This is a genomic window from Ideonella lacteola (assembly GCF_038066555.1).
Classification (GTDB): domain Bacteria; phylum Pseudomonadota; class Gammaproteobacteria; order Burkholderiales; family Burkholderiaceae_C; genus Ideonella; species Ideonella lacteola.
This window is the reverse complement of the sequence record NZ_JBBUTG010000014.1, coordinates 85,073-103,473: the sequence shown is the minus strand read 5'-3', so window position 1 is coordinate 103,473 and position 18,401 is coordinate 85,073. Positions and strand designations below refer to the sequence as shown.

General features: G+C 67.1%; 16 protein-coding genes, 6 tRNA genes and 1 pseudogene. 14 read left to right on the top strand and 9 right to left on the bottom strand.

Going from position 1 to position 18,401, the window contains the following annotated elements; all coding sequences use genetic code 11:
• Window position 1 precedes the first annotated feature (1 nt).
• From gltX to AACH06_RS20170, 7 genes are all read left to right on the top strand, one after another.
• The gene (gene gltX / locus AACH06_RS20200; protein WP_341427565.1) at window positions 2–1,396 is read left to right on the top strand and encodes a glutamate--tRNA ligase; all 1,395 of its coding nucleotides are present in this window, start codon (window positions 2–4) and stop codon (window positions 1,394–1,396) included.
• 92 nt (window positions 1,397–1,488) lie between these two features.
• A tRNA-Ala gene (locus AACH06_RS20195) sits at window positions 1,489–1,564 on the top strand.
• Window positions 1,565–1,600: 36 nt separating this feature from the next.
• Window positions 1,601–1,676, top strand: a tRNA-Glu gene (locus tag AACH06_RS20190).
• Between the two features lie 80 nt (window positions 1,677–1,756).
• Window positions 1,757–1,833, top strand: a tRNA-Asp gene (locus tag AACH06_RS20185).
• 110 nt (window positions 1,834–1,943) lie between these two features.
• Window positions 1,944–2,019 (top strand) — tRNA-Ala (locus AACH06_RS20180).
• A 36-nt stretch (window positions 2,020–2,055) separates the two neighbouring features.
• A tRNA-Glu gene (locus AACH06_RS20175) sits at window positions 2,056–2,131 on the top strand.
• Window positions 2,132–2,212: 81 nt separating this feature from the next.
• Window positions 2,213–2,289: transfer RNA gene (locus tag AACH06_RS20170), tRNA-Asp, on the top strand.
• Window positions 2,290–2,444: 155 nt separating this feature from the next.
• Here AACH06_RS20170 and AACH06_RS20165 read toward each other — a convergent pair.
• The 3 genes from AACH06_RS20165 to AACH06_RS20155 form a co-directional block, all read right to left on the bottom strand.
• The gene (locus AACH06_RS20165) at window positions 2,445–2,729 is read right to left on the bottom strand and encodes a DUF4031 domain-containing protein (RefSeq protein WP_341427564.1); all 285 of its coding nucleotides are present in this window, start codon (window positions 2,727–2,729) and stop codon (window positions 2,445–2,447) included.
• Between the two features lie 69 nt (window positions 2,730–2,798).
• Window positions 2,799–3,941 (bottom strand): AAA family ATPase, encoded by a 1,143-nt coding sequence (locus AACH06_RS20160; protein WP_341427563.1) that lies wholly within the window; start codon window positions 3,939–3,941, stop codon window positions 2,799–2,801.
• 38 nt (window positions 3,942–3,979) lie between these two features.
• Entirely contained in the window at window positions 3,980–4,849 is an 870-nt protein-coding gene (locus AACH06_RS20155) for an RNA ligase family protein (protein ID WP_341427562.1), read from the bottom strand.
• A gap of 463 nt (window positions 4,850–5,312) precedes the next feature.
• On the opposite strand from AACH06_RS20155, the gene AACH06_RS20150 reads away from it, so the two are divergent.
• Both AACH06_RS20150 and AACH06_RS20145 read left to right on the top strand, forming a co-directional pair.
• The gene (locus AACH06_RS20150) at window positions 5,313–6,974 is read left to right on the top strand and encodes a rhamnogalacturonan lyase B N-terminal domain-containing protein (RefSeq protein WP_341427561.1); all 1,662 of its coding nucleotides are present in this window, start codon (window positions 5,313–5,315) and stop codon (window positions 6,972–6,974) included.
• A 199-nt stretch (window positions 6,975–7,173) separates the two neighbouring features.
• Window positions 7,174–7,524: a hypothetical protein gene (locus AACH06_RS20145; RefSeq protein WP_341427560.1), complete on the top strand. Its 351-nt coding sequence runs from the start codon at window positions 7,174–7,176 to the stop codon at window positions 7,522–7,524.
• A gap of 35 nt (window positions 7,525–7,559) precedes the next feature.
• Here the strand turns inward: AACH06_RS20145 and cueR are convergent, their stop codons facing one another.
• Both cueR and AACH06_RS20135 read right to left on the bottom strand, forming a co-directional pair.
• Window positions 7,560–8,060: a Cu(I)-responsive transcriptional regulator gene (gene cueR, locus AACH06_RS20140; RefSeq protein WP_341427629.1), complete on the bottom strand. Its 501-nt coding sequence runs from the start codon at window positions 8,058–8,060 to the stop codon at window positions 7,560–7,562.
• Window positions 8,061–8,065: 5 nt separating this feature from the next.
• Window positions 8,066–10,522 (bottom strand): heavy metal translocating P-type ATPase, encoded by a 2,457-nt coding sequence (locus AACH06_RS20135; RefSeq protein ID WP_341427559.1) that lies wholly within the window; start codon window positions 10,520–10,522, stop codon window positions 8,066–8,068.
• Window positions 10,523–10,792: 270 nt separating this feature from the next.
• Here AACH06_RS20135 and AACH06_RS20130 point away from each other — a divergent pair, with 270 nt between their 5' ends.
• A complete protein-coding gene (locus tag AACH06_RS20130) occupies window positions 10,793–11,005 on the top strand; it encodes a heavy-metal-associated domain-containing protein (protein ID WP_341427558.1) in 213 nt (70 codons plus the stop codon).
• Between the two features lie 122 nt (window positions 11,006–11,127).
• A complete protein-coding gene (locus AACH06_RS20125; protein ID WP_341427557.1) occupies window positions 11,128–11,793 on the top strand; it encodes a peroxiredoxin in 666 nt (221 codons plus the stop codon).
• A 74-nt stretch (window positions 11,794–11,867) separates the two neighbouring features.
• Here the strand turns inward: AACH06_RS20125 and AACH06_RS20120 are convergent, their stop codons facing one another.
• From AACH06_RS20120 to AACH06_RS20110, 3 genes are read right to left on the bottom strand one after another with little or no spacing between them, the layout of a single operon-like run.
• Complete coding sequence (locus AACH06_RS20120; protein ID WP_341427556.1) at window positions 11,868–12,773, bottom strand: DMT family transporter; 906 nt, start codon at window positions 12,771–12,773, stop codon at window positions 11,868–11,870.
• Window positions 12,770–13,366 (bottom strand): methylated-DNA--[protein]-cysteine S-methyltransferase, encoded by a 597-nt coding sequence (locus AACH06_RS20115; RefSeq protein WP_341427555.1) that lies wholly within the window; start codon window positions 13,364–13,366, stop codon window positions 12,770–12,772. Before AACH06_RS20115 ends, AACH06_RS20120 begins: the two co-directional genes overlap by 4 nt.
• On the bottom strand, window positions 13,363–14,946 hold the full coding sequence (locus tag AACH06_RS20110) for an AlkA N-terminal domain-containing protein (protein ID WP_341427554.1): 1,584 nt from the start codon (window positions 14,944–14,946) through the stop codon (window positions 13,363–13,365). The genes AACH06_RS20115 and AACH06_RS20110 overlap by 4 nt, the downstream gene beginning before the upstream one ends.
• 248 nt (window positions 14,947–15,194) lie before the next feature.
• On the opposite strand from AACH06_RS20110, the pseudogene AACH06_RS20105 reads away from it, so the two are divergent.
• The 3 genes and pseudogenes from AACH06_RS20105 to AACH06_RS20095 form a co-directional block, all read left to right on the top strand.
• Window positions 15,195–15,293 (top strand): annotated as a pseudogene (locus AACH06_RS20105) (NAD(P)-dependent oxidoreductase); the annotation flags it as partial.
• 53 nt (window positions 15,294–15,346) lie between these two features.
• Entirely contained in the window at window positions 15,347–16,465 is a 1,119-nt protein-coding gene (locus AACH06_RS20100) for an alpha/beta hydrolase family protein (protein ID WP_341427553.1), read from the top strand.
• A 169-nt stretch (window positions 16,466–16,634) separates the two neighbouring features.
• Complete coding sequence (locus AACH06_RS20095) at window positions 16,635–17,621, top strand: 2-dehydropantoate 2-reductase (RefSeq protein ID WP_341427552.1); 987 nt, start codon at window positions 16,635–16,637, stop codon at window positions 17,619–17,621.
• Between the two features lie 110 nt (window positions 17,622–17,731).
• Here AACH06_RS20095 and AACH06_RS20090 read toward each other — a convergent pair whose 3' ends face one another.
• Window positions 17,732–18,286 (bottom strand): hypothetical protein, encoded by a 555-nt coding sequence (locus AACH06_RS20090; protein ID WP_341427551.1) that lies wholly within the window; start codon window positions 18,284–18,286, stop codon window positions 17,732–17,734.
• Window positions 18,287–18,401 lie beyond the last annotated feature (115 nt).

The window sequence follows — 18,401 nt, the reverse complement described above, 5'->3', positions numbered from 1 at the left end:
AATGACCTCCAAAGTTCGCACCCGCATCGCACCGTCGCCTACCGGCTTCTTGCACCTCGGCACGGCCCGCACCGCTCTGTATTCGTGGGCCTATGCCCGCCATCACGGCGGCGATTTCGTGCTTCGCATCGAAGACACCGATGTGGCGCGCTCGACGCAGGATTCTGTCGACCAGATCCTGCAATCCATGCACTGGCTGGGCCTCGACTACGACGAAGGCCCCATCTACCAAATGCAGCGGCTGGCTCGATACCAGGAGGTCATCGACGGCATGCTGGCCGCTGGCACGGCCTACCGTTGCTACACCACGCCCGAGGAGCTCGACGCCATGCGCGAGCAGCAGAAGGCGCGCGGTGAAAAGACCGGCTACGACGGCCGTTGGCGCCCCGAGCCCGGCAAGGTGCTGCCCCCCGTTCCCGAAGGGGTGAAGCCGGTGATCCGCTTCAAGAACCCGCGTGAAGGCACGGTGAGCTGGGACGACCTGGTCAAAGGCGAGATCGTGATCGCGAACAAGGAGTTCGACGATCTCATCATTCAGCGTGCCGATGGTGTGCCCACCTACAACTTCGCTGTGGTCGTGGACGACTGGGACATGAAGATCACGCATGTCTTCCGCGGCGACGAGCACATCAACAACACGCCTTGGCAGATCAACATCTACATCGCGCTGGGCGCCGCGTTGCCGCAGTTTGGGCACTTGCCCGTCATCCTGGGTGACGATGGCTTGAAGCTCTCCAAGCGTCGCGGTGCCGTTGCGGTGTCGAACTACGAAGAGGGCGGCTATCTGCCCGAAGCGATGCTGAACTACCTCGCGCGTCTCGGCTGGAGCCATGGCGACGACGAGCTCTTTTCACGAGAGCAGCTCGTGGGCTGGTTCGATGGCACCCACTTGAACAAGAGCCCCGCTCAGTGGGATGCGGCCAAGCTGTCGTGGGTCAACGCCCAGTACATCAAGCAGGCTGATGATGGGCGTCTGGCCACGCAGGTCGCGGCGCAGCTTCGCTCGCGCGGCATCGAGGCGGTGGATGACAGCAGCCTGGCGGGCATGTGTGCGCTGTTCAAGGATCGCTGCGCGACGACCGTCGAACTGGCTGACTGGCTGTCGATGTATTTCGTGCCGGTGGCGCCGAGCGCTGACGATCTCGCCAGCCATGTCACCGAGGCGGTGAAGCCTGCGCTCATCGCGCTGCGCGAGCGCCTGACCACGGTCGCCTGGGACAAGGCAGCGATCCAGCAGGCCATCAAGGACACCATCACCGAGCACAAGCTGAAGATGCCGCAAGTGGCGATTCCGCTGCGCGTGCTGGTGTGTGGAAGGGCGCAGACCCCGTCGATTGACGCCGTGCTTTCTCTCTTCAATCGACATGTTGTGCTCGATCGCTTGCGCACTCTTTAAATTTCGCTATATACTCTTGGTCTTCGCTCAACGGCGCACCCGCAATAGTTGAAGCAAGATCTGAAGCGAAAGCGGCAGATCGCAGCCAAAACGGGGGTATAGCTCAGCTGGGAGAGCGCTTGCATGGCATGCAAGAGGTCAGCGGTTCGATCCCGCTTACCTCCACCAAAACGGTGGCGTCGTGGGGTGAACGAAAAGGACAATGTCCCCTTCGTCTAGAGGCCTAGGACACGACCCTTTCACGGTTGTAACAGGGGTTCGAATCCCCTAGGGGACGCCAAATACCTCGGCGCAAGCCGCGGTCAATGGCACGGGTGGTTGAAGCCCGGAATCTTCGGATTCGAAGTTCAGCACCACTGCGGAGTGGTAGTTCAGTTGGTTAGAATACCGGCCTGTCACGCCGGGGGTCGCGGGTTCGAGCCCCGTCCACTCCGCCACTTATCTCGAAGGGCTGCATTGGTAACGGTGCAGCCCTTTGTCTTCGACGCTTCCGTGGACGTCGAGCGGGTCTGCTGCGCAATCGGCAGATGGCGGTCGGAATCCAGACGGGGGTATAGCTCAGCTGGGAGAGCGCTTGCATGGCATGCAAGAGGTCAGCGGTTCGATCCCGCTTACCTCCACCAAGTTGGGTGGCGTCGTAGATGGGATGGAAGGACCAGGTCCCCTTCGTCTAGAGGCCTAGGACACGACCCTTTCACGGTTGTAACAGGGGTTCGAATCCCCTAGGGGACGCCAAATGCTTCGACTGCGGTCGGTGGCGGATGGCACGGGTGGTTGAAGCCCGGAATCGTTGGATTCAAACTTCAGCACCACTGCGGAGTGGTAGTTCAGTTGGTCAGAATACCGGCCTGTCACGCCGGGGGTCGCGGGTTCGAGCCCCGTCCACTCCGCCACCTATTCGAAAGGGCTGCAGCAGGAATGCTGTGGCCCTTTGTCTTTGGTGCTGCGCCACCGGCGCGTGGGGCTCACGGACCGCGCCGCAGATGGCGCGTGGGCGCACGGCCCGCCACTGATGACGTGGCCATGGCGCGAAGCAGGCTCGTGTTCATCAACCTGCGCAGTGATTCACGTGCTGCATGGCCGCGCGTTTGCGGCGAATCAGCATCACCAACTGGCGACGGCCGATGTCCAGGGCGCCCAGTTGCAGCGCCACAGCACGCGCTTCGACCGTGATGTCGTAGTGGCTGTGGGGCGTGCCGGGCTTTTGGTGCGACCGCCGTGGCAAGCCCAGGCGGTCGGCCATCTCGTGCAGTTCGTCATCGGTGTCCGCGACCATGTGGCACATCAGGCGCCCTCTGAACGGTGCGCGCATGTTGTCGACATAGACCGCCATCGATTCCCTCCATTTGACTGCCCGCCAGTGTGGCGCAGCGGGCCGCCGCCGGCAGGGCATGGGGTTTCATCAGCGGTGCGCGATGTAGTGAACCTCATGTGCTTCGGTGGGCAACGGCAGCTCCCATTTGTGCAGCATGCCGAGCAGGGCGCGATTGCTCAACGTGGTGTCGCGGCCCCGATTGCGGCGCAGCAATTCCTCGCGTGGGGCTTCGATGTAAACCAACTCCACCTCCGCGCCATAGGCGAACAGAAGATCCAGCGTCTTGTCCCTCATCTGCTGGCTCAGGTGCGTGGCATTGAAGACAAATCGCTCGCGCCGCCGCAGCAAGTCCTTGGCTTTGTCGATCGCGGCATGTGCCACGCGGCCTTCGTTCTGGCCATGCCGCAGGCCCAGCTCGTCACGGGCATCGTCGTAGCTCACCACCGGCCACCCGCCCCGATGCTGCGCGACCCACGTGTTCTTCCCCGAGGCGGGCAGGCCACACATCACAGTCACTCGGGAGCCGGGCTCTTGAAACAGCGGAAAGTCCGGGTGCAACTGCGCGCCGCGAAAGTAGCTGACACGCGTGTGGGCATCCGCAAACGGGCGCGGCTGTCCGTAGCAGCCTTCCTCGCGGGCCAATTCGCGAAACAGCTCGATGTGGTCGAGCACAGCCTGTCGGTCTTGGCAAATGCGCCCGCGCATGTCCGCCTCGGCCAGCGTGGCCAAGAGGGGAATGCTGAGCTGCCACGACAGCTCGCGCACGATGAACTCCGGGCTCTTCTGGCGGCGCGAATCGGCCAGCGCGAAAAACGGCACCTGGTGCACCGCGATCAAACGGCACACCGCTTCGCGCATCGCCATCGGCATCCCGGCGTCCCACAACGAGATGCGTGCATCGATGGCGCCACGCCGGGAATGCCCTGGCTGCCCGATGGCACCCGTGGAAGGATCCACCACCGTGGTGGCGTGCTTGGCCACGTCGTGCAGCAACGCAGCGAGGAACAACACCTGCTGATCTACCGGCTCGGCGTGTTGATAGTCCGGCAGGGCCAGCAGCGCTTCCACGACCATCTGGGTGTGCGTCCACACATCGCCTTCAGCGTGGTGGCGGGGGTCTTGCGGCGTGGTCTTCGCCAGCTCGAGCGCCGGGAACGCTTGCAGGCAGGCGCTGAAGTCCGGCGATTGGCCGGGTGCAGGCACCAGCGCCTGCAGATCGGTCCAGTTCATGATCAATTCTCCAAAGAATCGGGGGGCGGGCGGCGGCGTCAGCGGGCCAACTCGTCGATCGAGTGCCGCGTCTTCAGGCCGAGTGCCTCCCAGGTGAGCGTCGGCTGTTCGGCATACAGATCGACGCCTGCTGCCAATTGGTTGGGCAGGATGGGGCGCTGCGCATGGTGCGAGTCAGCGTCGAGAATCGTCTGGGTGAAGCTGTGCCGGACGAGCTTGTATCGCGCCAACACCTGCTCGTCGTCCTCGACTTTCAGGTACAGCCCTTCGGACTCGTCCGCCTTGTCGGTCTGGCGCCAGGTCAGCTCACGCGAAAGTCCCTCGCGAGCGACCGCGATGTCGAATGCCTCGCGCCAACCCGTCGACTTGGCCAGTGACTGTGTGACCAGCTTCCACAGCAACTTCGGCGTGGTCGGCATCGGGCCCGCGTACAGCACCGGCACCGACAGCACCGGCGAGCCGGCCAGCAACGCCTGTCGACGTGACGTCGACAAGAACCGCTGCCGGCGTCGATCGTAGACGTCGAACTCGCAGAAATAGTGGGGCAGGCGGTCGTACCAGACGCTGTGCTTGGCGTACATCCACTCGCCGTAGAGGACGAAGTCGTCCTGCAGAATCGCAAGCAGCCGAGCCTCGTGCGCCGCGGCCCACACCTTGAAGAGGTTGAATTGCCGCTCACCGTGGCCGCCCATCGGGTAGTGGCCGCGCGATTGCAGCAGCAGGTCGCCGCCTTCGCTGAACGATATGCCGGCGTTGGCGCCATCGAGCTTTTCCTCGATGACAACGTGCCGGCCCTTCAAGGCGGACAAGGGCGTCTGGTCGTCGCTGCGGTCACCGGCCTGCAGCCGGCTGCCTTCCAGGTGCAACGTTCGTGGATACCGCATCAGCGGCAGAGATTGCAAATACATGTTCGTCGGCCGCCGCGTTGTTGGCGCGGATCGGCGTAGCTGAAGTCAACAGGCCGACGAACGTGTTCGAGCGCGGTCTTGTCACCGCACCTCGCGCTGAAGCGAGGCGGCAGAGTCGCGAGGGAAGGGGGCGGGGGGCTCGTGGATCCCGCGCCTCATGGCAGGCGGGGAAACGATCGGAACCAGGGCCGCAGCCATCACAGGGCGCAGACGGCGCCGAAACGATGCTGCTGGACGCAGTCGTCGGCAATCAGAGGGCGACGGTGCGGGGCACTTGGAAAGCTCCGAAGGTTCGAGGTGACAAAAGAGGCCGCGATTCTAGGCACGCCACCGCAAGGCTGACCACCCCGGTGCGGCGTCCACGCCACGAACCGACGGGTTACGTGTTGGGACAGTTGCGCGCTGCGCGGCCAGCCGATGGTTCATATAGTCAAACGATTGCTGTCAAAACTTGGGGTCGTCCATGAAACTCTCCCGCTTGCGTGTGGTGCCCTGGCTGCTGGGGACGTTGGTTGCCGCGTCAGGGCCTGCCTGTGCCGAGGGCTTCGGGCTCACCGCGGACGCCACCTACTTCACCATCGATACCGGGGGTGGCCTGGTGTTCAAGATCCGGCGAGTCGACTATGGATCCAACACCCAATCGCCGGGTGACATCGCGTCCATGGTCTACCAGGGTGTGCAGTACCAGGACGCGGGGCGAGGCAGTCAGGTCAACTCTGGCTTCGACTACCTGTTCAAGGACACATCGGCCGTCGATGTGCAGGCGTCTCAGGTCGACGCCGATCACATCAAGGTCACGGTGCGTGCGGGCGACCTGGTGCACTACTACCTGGCACGCCGAGGCGAGCCACGCATCTACATGGCCACCCGATTCACACGGGAGCCTGACACCTTGAACCTCGCCCGGTTCATCTTGCGGGTGCCCATCGGCGCGTTGCCCGTGGGCCCCGAGCCTTCCGACATCCGCGGCAACTCCGGAGCCATCGAGTCCGGCGATGTGTTCGGCATGCCCGACGGCCAGACCCGATCGAAGCACTACTCGAACATGAGGCTGAAGGACTGGCGCTACATCGGCGCCACCGGCCCGAATGTGGGCCTGTGGGTGGTGCGGGACAACAACGAGGGCAACTCCGGCGGCCCGTTCTACCGCAGCCTGCTCAACCAGGGCACCGACACGAACCAGGAGATCACCTACATCATCAACTACGGCGAGGCGCAGACCGAGCCCTTCCGGCCCGGCATCCTCAACCGGTACACGCTGGTGTTCACGGGCGGCGACAAGCCGCCTACGATCGACACCAACTGGCTGGCGGACATGGCCCTCGAAGGCTACGTGGGCAAAGCGGGACGTGGCCGCGTGCTGGGCACGAAAGTACGCGGCGTCGATGGCAAGCACGACTACACCATCGGCTTGTCCAGCGCCACCGCGCAGTACTGGACCGACCTGCGAGAAGACGGCAGCTTCGAGGCCACCGGCGTGCTGCCTGGCGACTACACGTTGACGGTGTTCAAGAACGAACTCGCGGTCGATCGACGTTCGGTGACGGTGCGCGCCGGCGACACCACCAAGGTGGCCGCCTTCAAGGTGACGGGCGATCCGGCCTCGCGCCGGGCCGTGTGGCGCATTGGCGATTGGGACGGCAGCCCGGCCGAGCTGCTCAACGGCGATCGATTGACGATGATGCACCCGTCCGATGTGCGCATGTCGCCATGGGCGACTCCAGCGTACGTGGTGGGCACGTCGAAGGCCAAGGACTTTCCGGCCTGCCAATGGCGCGAGGTCAATGGCAGTCTGGAGGTGCGGTTTCGTCTGAACAGCGACCAGATCGCCGAGCACCACCTGAGGTTGGGCATCACCGCGGCCCATGCGGGTGGCCGGCCCTCGGTGAAGATCAACCAGTGGTACGCGGGCGTGCTGGCGATCTCGTCCCAGCCGTCGTCGCGCACGCTCACCGTGGGCACCTACCGAGGCAACAACACCCTGTACGACGTGGTCGTGCCGGCCAGTGCGTTGGTGGTGGGCGACAACGTGCTGACGCTTGGGGTAACGAGTGGTTCGCAGGGTGTCGGCTTCCTGAGCCCAGGTTTCTCGTACGACGCGATCGATCTCGTGCCGGCGCCCTGACGCGGCGCTCCGCCCTCGATGCGGACCAGGGCCTTTGACCGCTGCCCCTGACCCTTGAGAGGCCTGCGGCGGCAGATGCGGCGGGAGGCGTCGTCTCGCACTTTGGCATCGGCGCGACAGCCCCTTGCCATGGGGCGGTGCACGGCGCACCATGCAGTGGGCTCACGGCCCGTGAGCCGCCAGGGGATAGGAGGCGAACATGAGCCACTACCTGCTCACCAGGCTGCGCTACGGTGCGGCCGGCAGGATCACCGATGTTGCCGTTCGGCAGCTCACCCCGCACGGCAGGCCCGAGGGCCTCGCTGCACTCGGTAGGCCGGACGGCCTCGCTCCCATCGGCGTTGGCCCCGAGAAGGTGTTGGAGCCGCAGCTGCTGGCCGGCTGGATTGCGGCGGGCGACAACGTCTATGTGGGTCGGCAGGACGAGTCGAGTGGCGCGTTCGTGATCGGCGACGAAGTCCGCCCCGCCGGCCCCGAGCGGATCCTTGAGAGCTGCAATATCGACGGCGCTCGCACCCGTGCGTTGAGCCACTTGCCCCGCCTGCCTTGAGCGTGTGGCGCCGGCCGGTGGTGGCTCGGCCATGCTCAGGCGCGTCGGCCGCTGCGCAGGCCTGCGCTGGGTGATGCGCGCCGCGCAACGGTGGGCTCTGCATGGCTTGGGCCCACCGATGCGGCGGTGGGCTCGTGTGCGGGTTGCGGGGCGGCGGCCAGTGAATCGATGATCGGGCAATCGGGCCGATCATCGCCATGACAGCAGTGCACCAGGTGTTCCAGCGTGGCCTTCATCGCCTGCAACTCTTGGAGTTTCTGCTCCAGCTCTTCGATGTGGGCCAGGGCCAGGGCCTTCACTTGCCGGCTGGGACGGCGGCGGTTCTGCCACAGGCCCAGCAGTTCGCGGATCTGCTCGATGGAAAAGCCCAGGTCTCGGGAGTGACGTATGAACCTCAGCGTGCTGAGCTCTTTCTCCCCATAGAGCCGGTAACCGGCCTCGGTGCGCGCGGCCTCGGGAAACAGGCCCACGCTTTCGTAGTGCCGGATCATCTTGGCCGACACGCCCGATGCCTTGGCGGCTTCACCGATGTTCATCAGCTTCATGACGATGCTCCGTGGGCAGATGAGGATCCTGCGTCGGCCGAGGGCCGCCAGCGCCGCAGCGTGAGCGCATTGCCCACCACACTGACGCTGCTGAAGGCCATGGCCGCGCCGGCGATCACCGGGCTCAGCAGCCCGAGGGCCGCCAGCGGGATGCCCAGCGCGTTGTAGCCAAACGCCCACCACAGGTTCTGCTTGATCTTCGAGTAGGTGCGCCGAGAGATGTCGATCGCGTCCGCCACCAGGCGCGGGTCGCCACGCATGAGCGTGATGCCGGCTGTTTCCATCGCCACGTCGGTGCCGGTCGACATCGCGATACCCACGTCCGCGGCCGCCAGCGCTGGCGCATCGTTGATGCCGTCGCCGACCATCGCCACTCGATGGCCCGCCGCATGCAGCGCCTGCACGGCAGCCGCCTTGTCGGCGGGCAGCACATTGGCGCGCACCTCGTCCACCCCCAGCATTCGCGCCACGGCACGGGCGCTGCCTTCGTTGTCGCCGGTCAGCATCACGGTGCGCAGGCCCTGGGCCCGCAGCCGAGCCACCGCCGCGGCCGCCTGCGGTTTGACCGTGTCGCCAAAGGCGAGCAGGCCGAGCGCTTCTGGGGACTCGCCGGGCGTCACGTCGATGAGCCATGACACAGTGCGGCCTTCGTTCTCGAGCGCCGAGGCCGCATCGGCCCACTCACCGGCCTGCGCCCCTTGCTCGTCGAAGAGGCGTCGGCTGCCGAGTGCCAGTGTGCGGCCATCGATCACCGCCTGGACACCACGCCCTGGCAGAGCATGCGCCTGGTGGGCTGCGGGCACCGCCCAGGTGGCCCCGCGGGCTGCCGCCATCACGGCCTTGGCCAGCGGGTGTTCGCTGGCCTGCTGCAGCCCGGCCGCCAGGCGCAGCAGCTCGTCGCGTGTGAGGCGGGGGGCCGGCAGCGCTGCCGCCAGCGCCGGCTTGCCTTCAGTGAGGGTGCCCGTCTTGTCCAGGGCCACTGCCGTCACGGCGTGCGCCACTTCCAGCGCTTGGGCGTCCTTGATCAAGATGCCGTAGCGGGCCGCGACGCCGGTGCCCACCATGATGGCCGTGGGTGTGGCCAGGCCCAGGGCGCAAGGGCAGGCGATCACCAGCACCGCCACCGCATTGATCAACGCGGGCTCCACCTCACCGCCCCAGGCGAACCAGCCCAGGAACGTGAGGGCCGCGATGGCCAGCACCGCGGGCACGAAGACCGCACTGACGCGATCCACGATGCGCTGGATCGGCGCCTTCTCGGCTTGTGCCGATTCCACCAGCCGAATGATGCGGGCCAGCGTCGTCTCGGCGCCCACCGCGGTGGTCTTCACCAGCAGCAAGCCGTCGCCATTGATCGCGCCGCCGGTCACGTGGTCGCCCGGGGCGCGGGCGACCGGCAAGCTCTCGCCGGTGATCAGCGATTCATCCACATGGCTTCGGCCCTCGGCCACCTCGCCGTCCACCGCAATGCGCTCGCCGGGGCGCACCACCACCAGGTCGCCCACCTGCACCAGCTCGACTGGCAGCTCTTGCTCTTGCCCTTCGCGTTGGACCCGGGCGGTCGAGGGGCGCAAGGCGTTCAATGCCCGGATGGCCTCGGTGGTTTGGCGCTTGGCGCGCGTTTCCAGCCACTTGCCCAACAGCACCAGCGTGATGACGGTGGCGCTGCCTTCGAAATAGAGGTGGGCCATGCCGTGATCGCCGTGGCGCCACAGCAGGAAGACCGACAGTCCGTAGGCCGCCGAGGTACCCAGGGCGACCAGCAGGTCCATGTTGCCGGAGCCGGCCCGCAGCGCCATCCAGCCTGCGCGGTAGAAGCGCGCGCCCAGCACGAACTGCACGGGTGTGGCCAGGGCCAGTTGAGCCCAGCCGCTCGGCATCCACATGCCCCCCCACAGCGCCAGCAGCATGGGGGCGACCAGAGGCAGGGTGAGCAGGGCGCTCAAAGCCACCGGAGCCCATTCGGGCCACCGGGCCGGGCGCGCGGCGCCCGTCGGCGAAGGCTCCACGGCTTGGTACCCCGCTTTGGCGACGGCGGCTTGCAAGGCGGCCACTGAAACCGACGCCAGGGATTGGACGGTCGCGCGCTCCGTGGCCAGGTTCACCGAGGCACGCACAACGCCCGGCACCTTGGCCAGCGCCTTTTCAACCCGCGATACGCAGGAGGCGCAGGTCATCCCGCTGACCTGAAGCGTGGTCGTCACTTCGCTCACGCCATAACCTGCCTGGCGAACGGCGGCGATGAGCGCGCCGGGGTCCAGCCCCGGGCCGGAGGTGACCGATGCTTCTTCGGTGGCCAGGTTCACGCTGGCCGCCGCGACACCCGGCACCTTGGCCAATGCCTTTTCGACGCGGCGCACGCAGGAGGCGCAGGTCATGCCGGTGATGGGCAGTCGCCAGGTGGCGACTGGTGGTGAGGCCGAAGCGGTTGGCGTGGGGCTGAGTGTGCTCATGACGATGGGGTGGTGCGGTGGTGAGGCACGAACGGGTGCCAGCAGGCCCGGCTTGAGACCGGCAGAGCCCGGGCGGCTGGAGGTGCCCCGGACGGCTGGCGGAATCTCCATGGGCTGCATCGTCAAGCTTTCCATCATGGTAAGGTCAACCGCCGTGATGAAGATCCCACATCGGCGTTGAGGTGAATCAAACCGGGGGCTTGAGCTTCCCACCATGGCAAGGATGACACTCGCATCCTCACTTTTCCCATTCACCACCAGGAGCGGGCGATGATTGCCTTTCAAGTCAATGACATGAGCTGTGGCCACTGCGTCGGCGCGATCACCCAGGCCGTCAAGGGCGTCGATCCGGGCGCGCGCATCGAGGTCGACCTGGCGTCGCACCGTGTGCAGATCGAGCCGGCCGGCGCCGATGGTGCAGCGCTGGCCGACGCCATCCGCGAGGCGGGCTACACGCCCGAGCCGGTTGCGGCGGGCGGCTGAGGCTGGCGGCGTCAAGTGCCTATGCACAGGCGTGGAACGCATACCCCTACTCGGCACATACGCGCTACGATCCTCGGCTCACCAGATCTCTTCTTGGCCCTTTGACTCGGAGGCATCACCCCATGTCCCTGCGCATCAATGACACCGCGCCGAACTTCAAGGCGCAAACCACCCACGGCCCGATCGATTTCCATGAGTGGATCGGCGACCAGTGGGCCGTGCTGTTTTCGCATCCGAAAGACTTCACGCCCGTGTGCACCACCGAGCTGGGCTACATGGCCAAGATCGAGCCCGAGTTCAAGAAGCGCAACGTGAAGCTCATCGGCCTGTCGATCGACCCGGTCGAAGACCACGAACGCTGGGCGCACGACATCGAAGAAACGCAGGGCGCGGCGGTGAAGTACCCGATGATCGGCGACACCGATCTGAACGTGGCCAAGCTCTACAACATGCTGCCGGCCGACGAAGCGGGCGGTGCCACGGGCCGCACGGCAGCGACCAACGCCACGGTGCGTTCGGTGTTCATCATCGGCCCGGACAAGAAGATCAAGCTGATGCTGACCTACCCGATGACCACGGGCCGCAATTTCGATGAGGTGCTGCGCGTCATCGACTCGATCCAGCTCACCGCCCAGCACAAGGTCGCCACCCCGGCCAACTGGAAGCAGGGCGAAGACGTGATCATCGCCGGCTCGGTGTCGGATGCCGACGCCAAGACGCTCTTCCCCGAAGGCTGGAAGACCGTCAAACCCTATCTGCGCGTGGTGAAGCAGCCCGGCAGCAAGTGAGGCGCTGGTCGCCGATGTGGATCAAGGCCCGGCCAGTCCGGGCTTTTTTGTGTCGGTGACAGTCGCCAGCGCTCTCAGCGCGCGGGCCGCCCTTCGAAGGGCCAGCGCGGTTTCCAGACGCCCGTGACGAGCGAGGTGCCGAACAGCACCACCGCGCAGGCGGCGAGCATGGTCGCGTTCACCGATTCACCCAGGAACACCCACCCCCAGGCGATGGCGAACGCCGGGATGAGGAAGGTCACGCTCAGCGCGTTGCTGGCGCCGATGTGGGCGATCAGTCGAAAGTACAGCACGTAGGCAACGCCGGTGCACAGCAGCGCCAGCGCCACCACCGCTCCCCAGGCGCGCGCGCCAGGCAGCACGGCAGGCCATTGCCACGCCATCAGCGGGGCCAACACCACCGCCGCCGACAACTGGCTGCCGGTGGCCAGCGCCATCGGCGGCACGCCGGTGAGCCACCGCTTGGTCATGCTTGCCGCCAGCCCGTACATCATGGTGGCCGTCAGGCAGGCGATCACTGCGAGGCCGCTGCTGGCGCCCGACGCATCCGGCTTGAAGCTGGCCTTGTCCCAGGCCAACCACAACACGCCCGCGAAACCGATGGCCAAACCGGCCACCTTGTTGCCGTGCGGACGGTCTTTCAACCACGCCCAAGCGAAAAGCACGCCCCACAGCGGCGTGGTGGCATTGAAGATCGACGACAGGCCCCCGGTGATGGCCAGGGCCGCGTAGCTGAAGCACAGGAACGGGACGGCTGAATTGGCGATGCCGACCAGCGCGATCGCTCGCCAATGCTGCCTGAGCGCGGGCCACTCGCCGCGCCGCAGCAGCACGGGCAGCAGGAACGCCGACGCGCCCAGAACGCGCAACCCGGCCAGTGCAAACGGGCCGAATTCGCCAGCCCCCATGCGCAAAAAGAGGAACGACGCACCCCAGATCGCGGCGAGCAACATCAACTCGCCCAGGTCGCGTGGCTTCATGCCGCCTGGGCCTCGGATGCGGCGGTGATCGGCGCTGCCGGCGCCCGGGTAGGACGATGGGCCTCGTTGACTGGCGGCGGCCCATCGGGCCATCGGCCTTCGCGTTGCAACAGATCGAGCTTGCGCGCCAGGCCGCCGGCATAGCCGGTGAGCGAGCCGTCGCTGCCCAGCACGCGGTGGCAGGGGATGATCACGCTCAATGGGTTGCGCCCCACCGCGGCGCCCACCGCGCGCAGCGCCCGGGGCTTTTGCAGCAGGGCGGCCAACGCCGAGTAGGTGCTGGTGTGGCCGGCCGGGATGTCGCGCAGCCGTTGCCACACGGCGCATTGGAAGGCGGTGCCCCGCGGGTCCAGCGGCACGGTGAATCGGGCGTTCGGCGCGTCGGCCCAGTAGCTGGCCAGTTCTTCGGCGGCGAATTGGATGAAACGATGCCCTGCGTCGTTGGGAGCGTCAAGCGGGCCCGGGTGGTGGGCTTGGCCGTCGAACCAGGCGCCGCCCAGGCCGCGTGCCGTGGCAGCGAGCAACAGGGGCCCCAGTGGGCTGTCGATGGTGGCTTGTGCCACGAAGGGGCGGCGAGGCAGGGCAGGGGTCATGTCGTTTCCTGGGCCGCGCGCTTCGGCGCGCGTGATGAGGGCGATGGGCGTGAGGCACGTGGCGGTCGGGCAGGCGTTGGGAGCGCGGCGGCGGCGATCGAGCGCCACAGCTGCATCACGGCATACGAGCGCCAGGGGCGCCACGCCTCGGCCTGTGCGCCAGCGGCGGCCGGAGAGTCGGCACCCAGCGCGCGCATCACGCCGATGTCGCTGGCGGGAAATGCGTCGGGCCAAGCCAGCACCCGAAGCGCCACCATTTCAGTCGTCCAGGCGCCGATCCCGGGCAGTGCGGCCAGGGCCGCCAAGGTCTCTTCCATCGGTGCGGCGGGCGAGAGATCGATGCGGCTCTCGGCGACTTCGCGAGACAGGGCCTGGATCGCGCGGATGCGGCCGCTCACGATGCCCAGCTCGCCGATCGAATCGGCACTGGCCGCGGCAAGCACCTCGGGCCTGGGAAACAAATGGGTGAGCCCCGGCCACGTGGTGGCGACGGGCTCGCCGAACCGCGCCACCAGGCGTGCAGCGAGGGTGCAGGCCGCGGCGACGGTGACCTGCTGCCCGAGGATCACGCGGACCGTGGTTTCGAAACCATCCACGCAACCCGGCAGACGCAATCCGGGCCGCAAGGCGACCGGCATCGTGGCGAGCGCGCTGTCGATCGTGGCCGCCTCGGCGTCCAAGTCCAGCAGGTGGCGAAGGCGTTCGATCACCGCCCCCAACACCGGCGCCAGGCTCGGGCTCACCGTGGCGCACACCTCGCAGGCCGCGGTGTCGAAACGCACCGCCATCCAGCCCTGGTAGCGCTCTCCCCGGGCGTCGGTGAGGGCCAAGGTGCGCCGCCATTGGCCATCCGTCACCGCCTCGATGCCCGTCAGCGGCCGCGCTGCCAGAAAGTCCAGCATCGCCTCGGCATCGTAGGGCGGCCGCCAGGCCAGCCGAACCGCCACCGGCTCGCTGTGGGCCGCGTCGGTGGATCGGCGCAGGGCCGTGGGCGAGAGCCGATAGCGTTCGGCGAAGGCGGCATTGAAGCGGCGCAGGCTGGCAAAACCACTCGCCAGGGCCACGCGGGTCACGGGCAGCTGGGTGTCGGTCAACAGGCGCTTGGCCAGCAACAGCCGCTGGGTTGCCAGCCAGTCCATCGGGCTCACACCATGCACCGCCTGGAACACCCGGCGGAAGTGCCGGTCGGTCACGCCCAGGCGGGCCGCCACTTGCGGCAGCGCCAGGTCGTGCCCTTGCGCCACCGCGTGCTCGATCAACCGGGCACCGGCACGGGCCAGCGTCTGTGACGAGTCGGTCGTGGCGAGGCCCGGCGCCAACTCGGGCCGGCAGCGCAGGCACGGCCGAAAACCGGCGCACTCGGCGCTCGCGGCGTTGCCGAAGAATCGGCAGTTTTCGCGCCGAGGCAACCGCACGCGACACACCGGCCGGCAGTACACCCCGGTCGACGTGACCCCCACGAACAATCGGCCATCGAAGCGGGCGTCATGGGTCTGCAGCACCTGGTAAGCCGCATCCGGCGTCAGGCCAACGGCCGGTGGGCCGGATGGCGGTGTGAGGGGGGCTGCGGTGCGATCCATGCAGGCCATCATAGGCCGCCGGCCTTCTTGCGCTGGCCGTTTTCGGACGTGTGGCTGGCGGTCCATCACGCCGATGGCGGCGCCCTGGACCAGCAATGCGCAGCGTGCCGGTGATCTTCTGGCCGCTGTGCGGGGCCCGGGCCACGGCTTCACCCAGGCCGCCGAGCAGCGGCGATGTGGTCCAGCAACCTTTGCCCGGCCTCGGTGAGGCGAACGCATCGGGGTTGCATAGTGTGAACACGCCATAGGGCAAGAGCGAAATTTCGGTGCCCGATTTCGCGATGGCGATGCTCGACGAAGCCGAGCGGCCGGCGCACCGTCGCCAGCGGTTCACGGTCGGCTATTGATCCTGCGCCAGCACGGTCGCGCCCGCGCGGTGATACTCGCGTGCGCCATGCCCATGAACCCATTGCCCGTCGACATCGATCCTCACCGTCGCGCCTGCCTGCGCGCCCTGGCGCTGGCCGCGGGCGTGGGAGCCGGGCTCACATGGCCGCGCGCGGCGCGTGCGGCGAGCGAGCCTTTGGCCACTGCCGATGCCACCGATGCCCCCAATGCGGCCGATGCCGTCGGTGCGGCGGGGCCGGTGCCGGCAGGACTCGCCGTGGATTGGGATTGGGTGGACGTGCAGCGCCAGCGGGCTGTGCCGGTGCGCCTGTACTGGCCGCAACGGCCTGAAGGTGCCGTGGCGTCGCGCTCGGTGCCGCTGGTGGTGTTCTCGCATGGCATCGGCGGCTCGCGCCTGGGATACAGCTACCTGGGCCGCCACCTGGCGAGCCAGGGCTGGGCCTGCCTGCATGTGCAGCACGTGGGCAGCGATCGGGCGCTGTGGTTTGGCAACCCGTTCAGCCTCGTCTCGCGCCTGCGGCGTGCGGCCCAGGAGTCCGAGGCGATCCACCGGGTCAAGGACATCCATTTCGCGCTCGACAGCCTGCTGGACAGCGCGCTGCAACATTCGGCGCTGGGCCCGGTGGCCGAGGCCATCGACCCTGGTCGCATCGTGATGGCCGGTCACTCGTACGGCGCCAACACCAGCTTGCTGGCGATCGGCGCGCGGGTGGCGCGGGCCGGGCAGGTGTTCGACTTCCGGGACGAGCGCTTCCGGGCGGCGATCCTCGTGTCGACGCCGCCCTTCTATGGCGAGCAGGATCTGCCGTCGATCCTTGCGGCGGTGCAACTGCCCACACTGCACATCACCTCGAACGAAGACGTCATCCTGATTCCCGGGTACCGCTCGGGCCCGGAAGACCGCCTGGCCCTGTATGAGGCGATGCCGGACCGGCGAAAGGGCCTGGTCGTGTTTGACCGCGGCTCGCACAGCATCTTCACCGACCGGATGGTCAGCGGCGGCTATGAGCTGAACCAGGACATCAAGGGCGCCACCAAGATGTTGGCCACCGCCTTCTTGCGCCAGCAGTTCGAGCGAGACCCTGCCGCGCTCGCCGCCTGGCACGAGCGGTGGCAGCCCATCGTGGCGCGAACCGCCGGCCTGGCCGGGGCCCACGATGCCAAGGCCTAGCCGGCGGACCGGACACCACAGGCCCTGGCACCGCCCGCCTGATGCCGCGGAGCATCCATCCTCGTGATGGAATGCGAGGTTGACGGCCGCGCGCCCCGTCGCCCCTGGCGGTCGAGCGACCACTTGTGAACCCACTATCTGGCGGCCCCGCGGGCTGCCTTTCAAGCACATGAAGGTATGCATCATTGGCGCCGGCGCGATCGGCGGTCTCATTGGCGCCAAGCTGGCGATCGCCGGCCGCGCCGAGGTCAGCGTGCTGGCACGCCACGCGACGCTTCACGCCTTGCGCCAGAAGGGCTGGCGGCTGCGGCAGGGCGATGAGCTCTTGCAGGCGCCGGCCCGCGCCAGTGACGATGCCAGCGCGTTGGGCCACCAGGATCTCGTGCTGGTGGCCGTCAAGGGCCCGGCACTGACCACCGTGGCACGCGGCATCGGCCCATTGCTGGGGCCGCGCACCCGCGTGCTGCCCGCGATGAACGGCGTGCCGTGGTGGCTGTGCCAGGGGCAGGCCGGCGCCGTGGATGCACCGCTGGACAGCGTGGACCCGGGCGGTGTCATCAGCGCGGTGATCGCACGCGAGCGAGTGATCGGCTGCGTGGTGCACATCGCGGCCTCGAGCCCTGAGCCGGGTCTGGTCCAGCATGGCTTCGGCCAGGGGCTGATCATCGGCGAGGCCCAGGGGGGCCGCAGTGCCGAGGTGCAGGCGGTGGCGGATCTGCTGGCTCACGCCGGATTCGATGTCACGCACTCTGAAGACGTGCGCCGCGACATCTGGTTCAAGCTGTGGGGCAATCTGACGATGAATCCCGTGTCGGCCATCACGGGCGCCACGGTCGACCGGGTGCTGTCAGATCCCCTCGTGCGGGCCTTTTGCACGGCCGCGATGACCGAGGCCGCCGAGGTCGGCGCTCGCATCGGTTGTCCCGTCAGCCAGTCTCCAGAAGACCGCCATGCCATCACCACCAAGCTTGGGGCCTTCAAGACCTCGATGCTGCAGGATGTGGAGGCGGGTCGACCGATAGAGCTGGACGGGATCGTGGGCGCCGTGCGAGAGATTGCCCAACGGGTGGGCGTGGCCACACCGAACATCGATGCCCTGCTCGGGCTGACCCGGTTGTTCGGCCGCGTTCACCGGCTGTACCCCGAAGCCGGCTGACCGCGGGGCCACAAGCACCCAAGAACAGCGCCGCCCGAAGGCCGCGCTGCTCAAAGGGGGTGGCCCGGTGGCCGCGTGGGGTTTCTGCGCCGAGGCGCAGGATCAAGCCCTTACCAGCGCTCGTGGTAGCGGGCCTTGGCGGAGGCGACGCAGACATCCTTGCGGTCGCCCGACAGGGCGTCGCAGCGTTCGGCCGCCAGCTTGTAGTCGGCCTTCATGCGCGCTGCTTCGGCATCGTCGACGGCGTCGGCGACCTTCTTGTTCAGCTTGGCGTCGGCCTTGGCCTTGTCACGGGCGGTCTTGGCCTCGCGCTGGCACAAGTCCTTCGCGTCACCTGCCAAGTCGTCGCACTTTTCGTTGGCCACGTCATAGCGCGCTTCATAGACGGCTTCGTTGAGCTTCAACTGATCCTTGGCATCGCCGGAGTGGTTGTAGTCCAACCAGGCCAGTGCGATCTTCTCGCGGCCCTTTGCATCGGCGACACACACATCCTTCGCGTTGGACGACAGGCTGTCGCAGCGATCCTTCTCGGTCTTGTATTGAGCCTTCACATCATCTCGGGCGCCGTCGAGCACCGACTTCGAATAGTTGGCGGCCTGAGTTGCGCTGCAAGCGAGGGCGGCCGTGAGGGCCAGCATGGCCTGCAGAGTGGAAATGCGCTTCATAGAAACTCCTTTTGACGTTGTTGAATCTGCGCCGACGGTTGAGTCGCTGCGCATGCCGCCAAACGATCGTTGTCGTCGGCTGGTGTTCTTATGTTGCTCAAGGCCGTTGGGCATC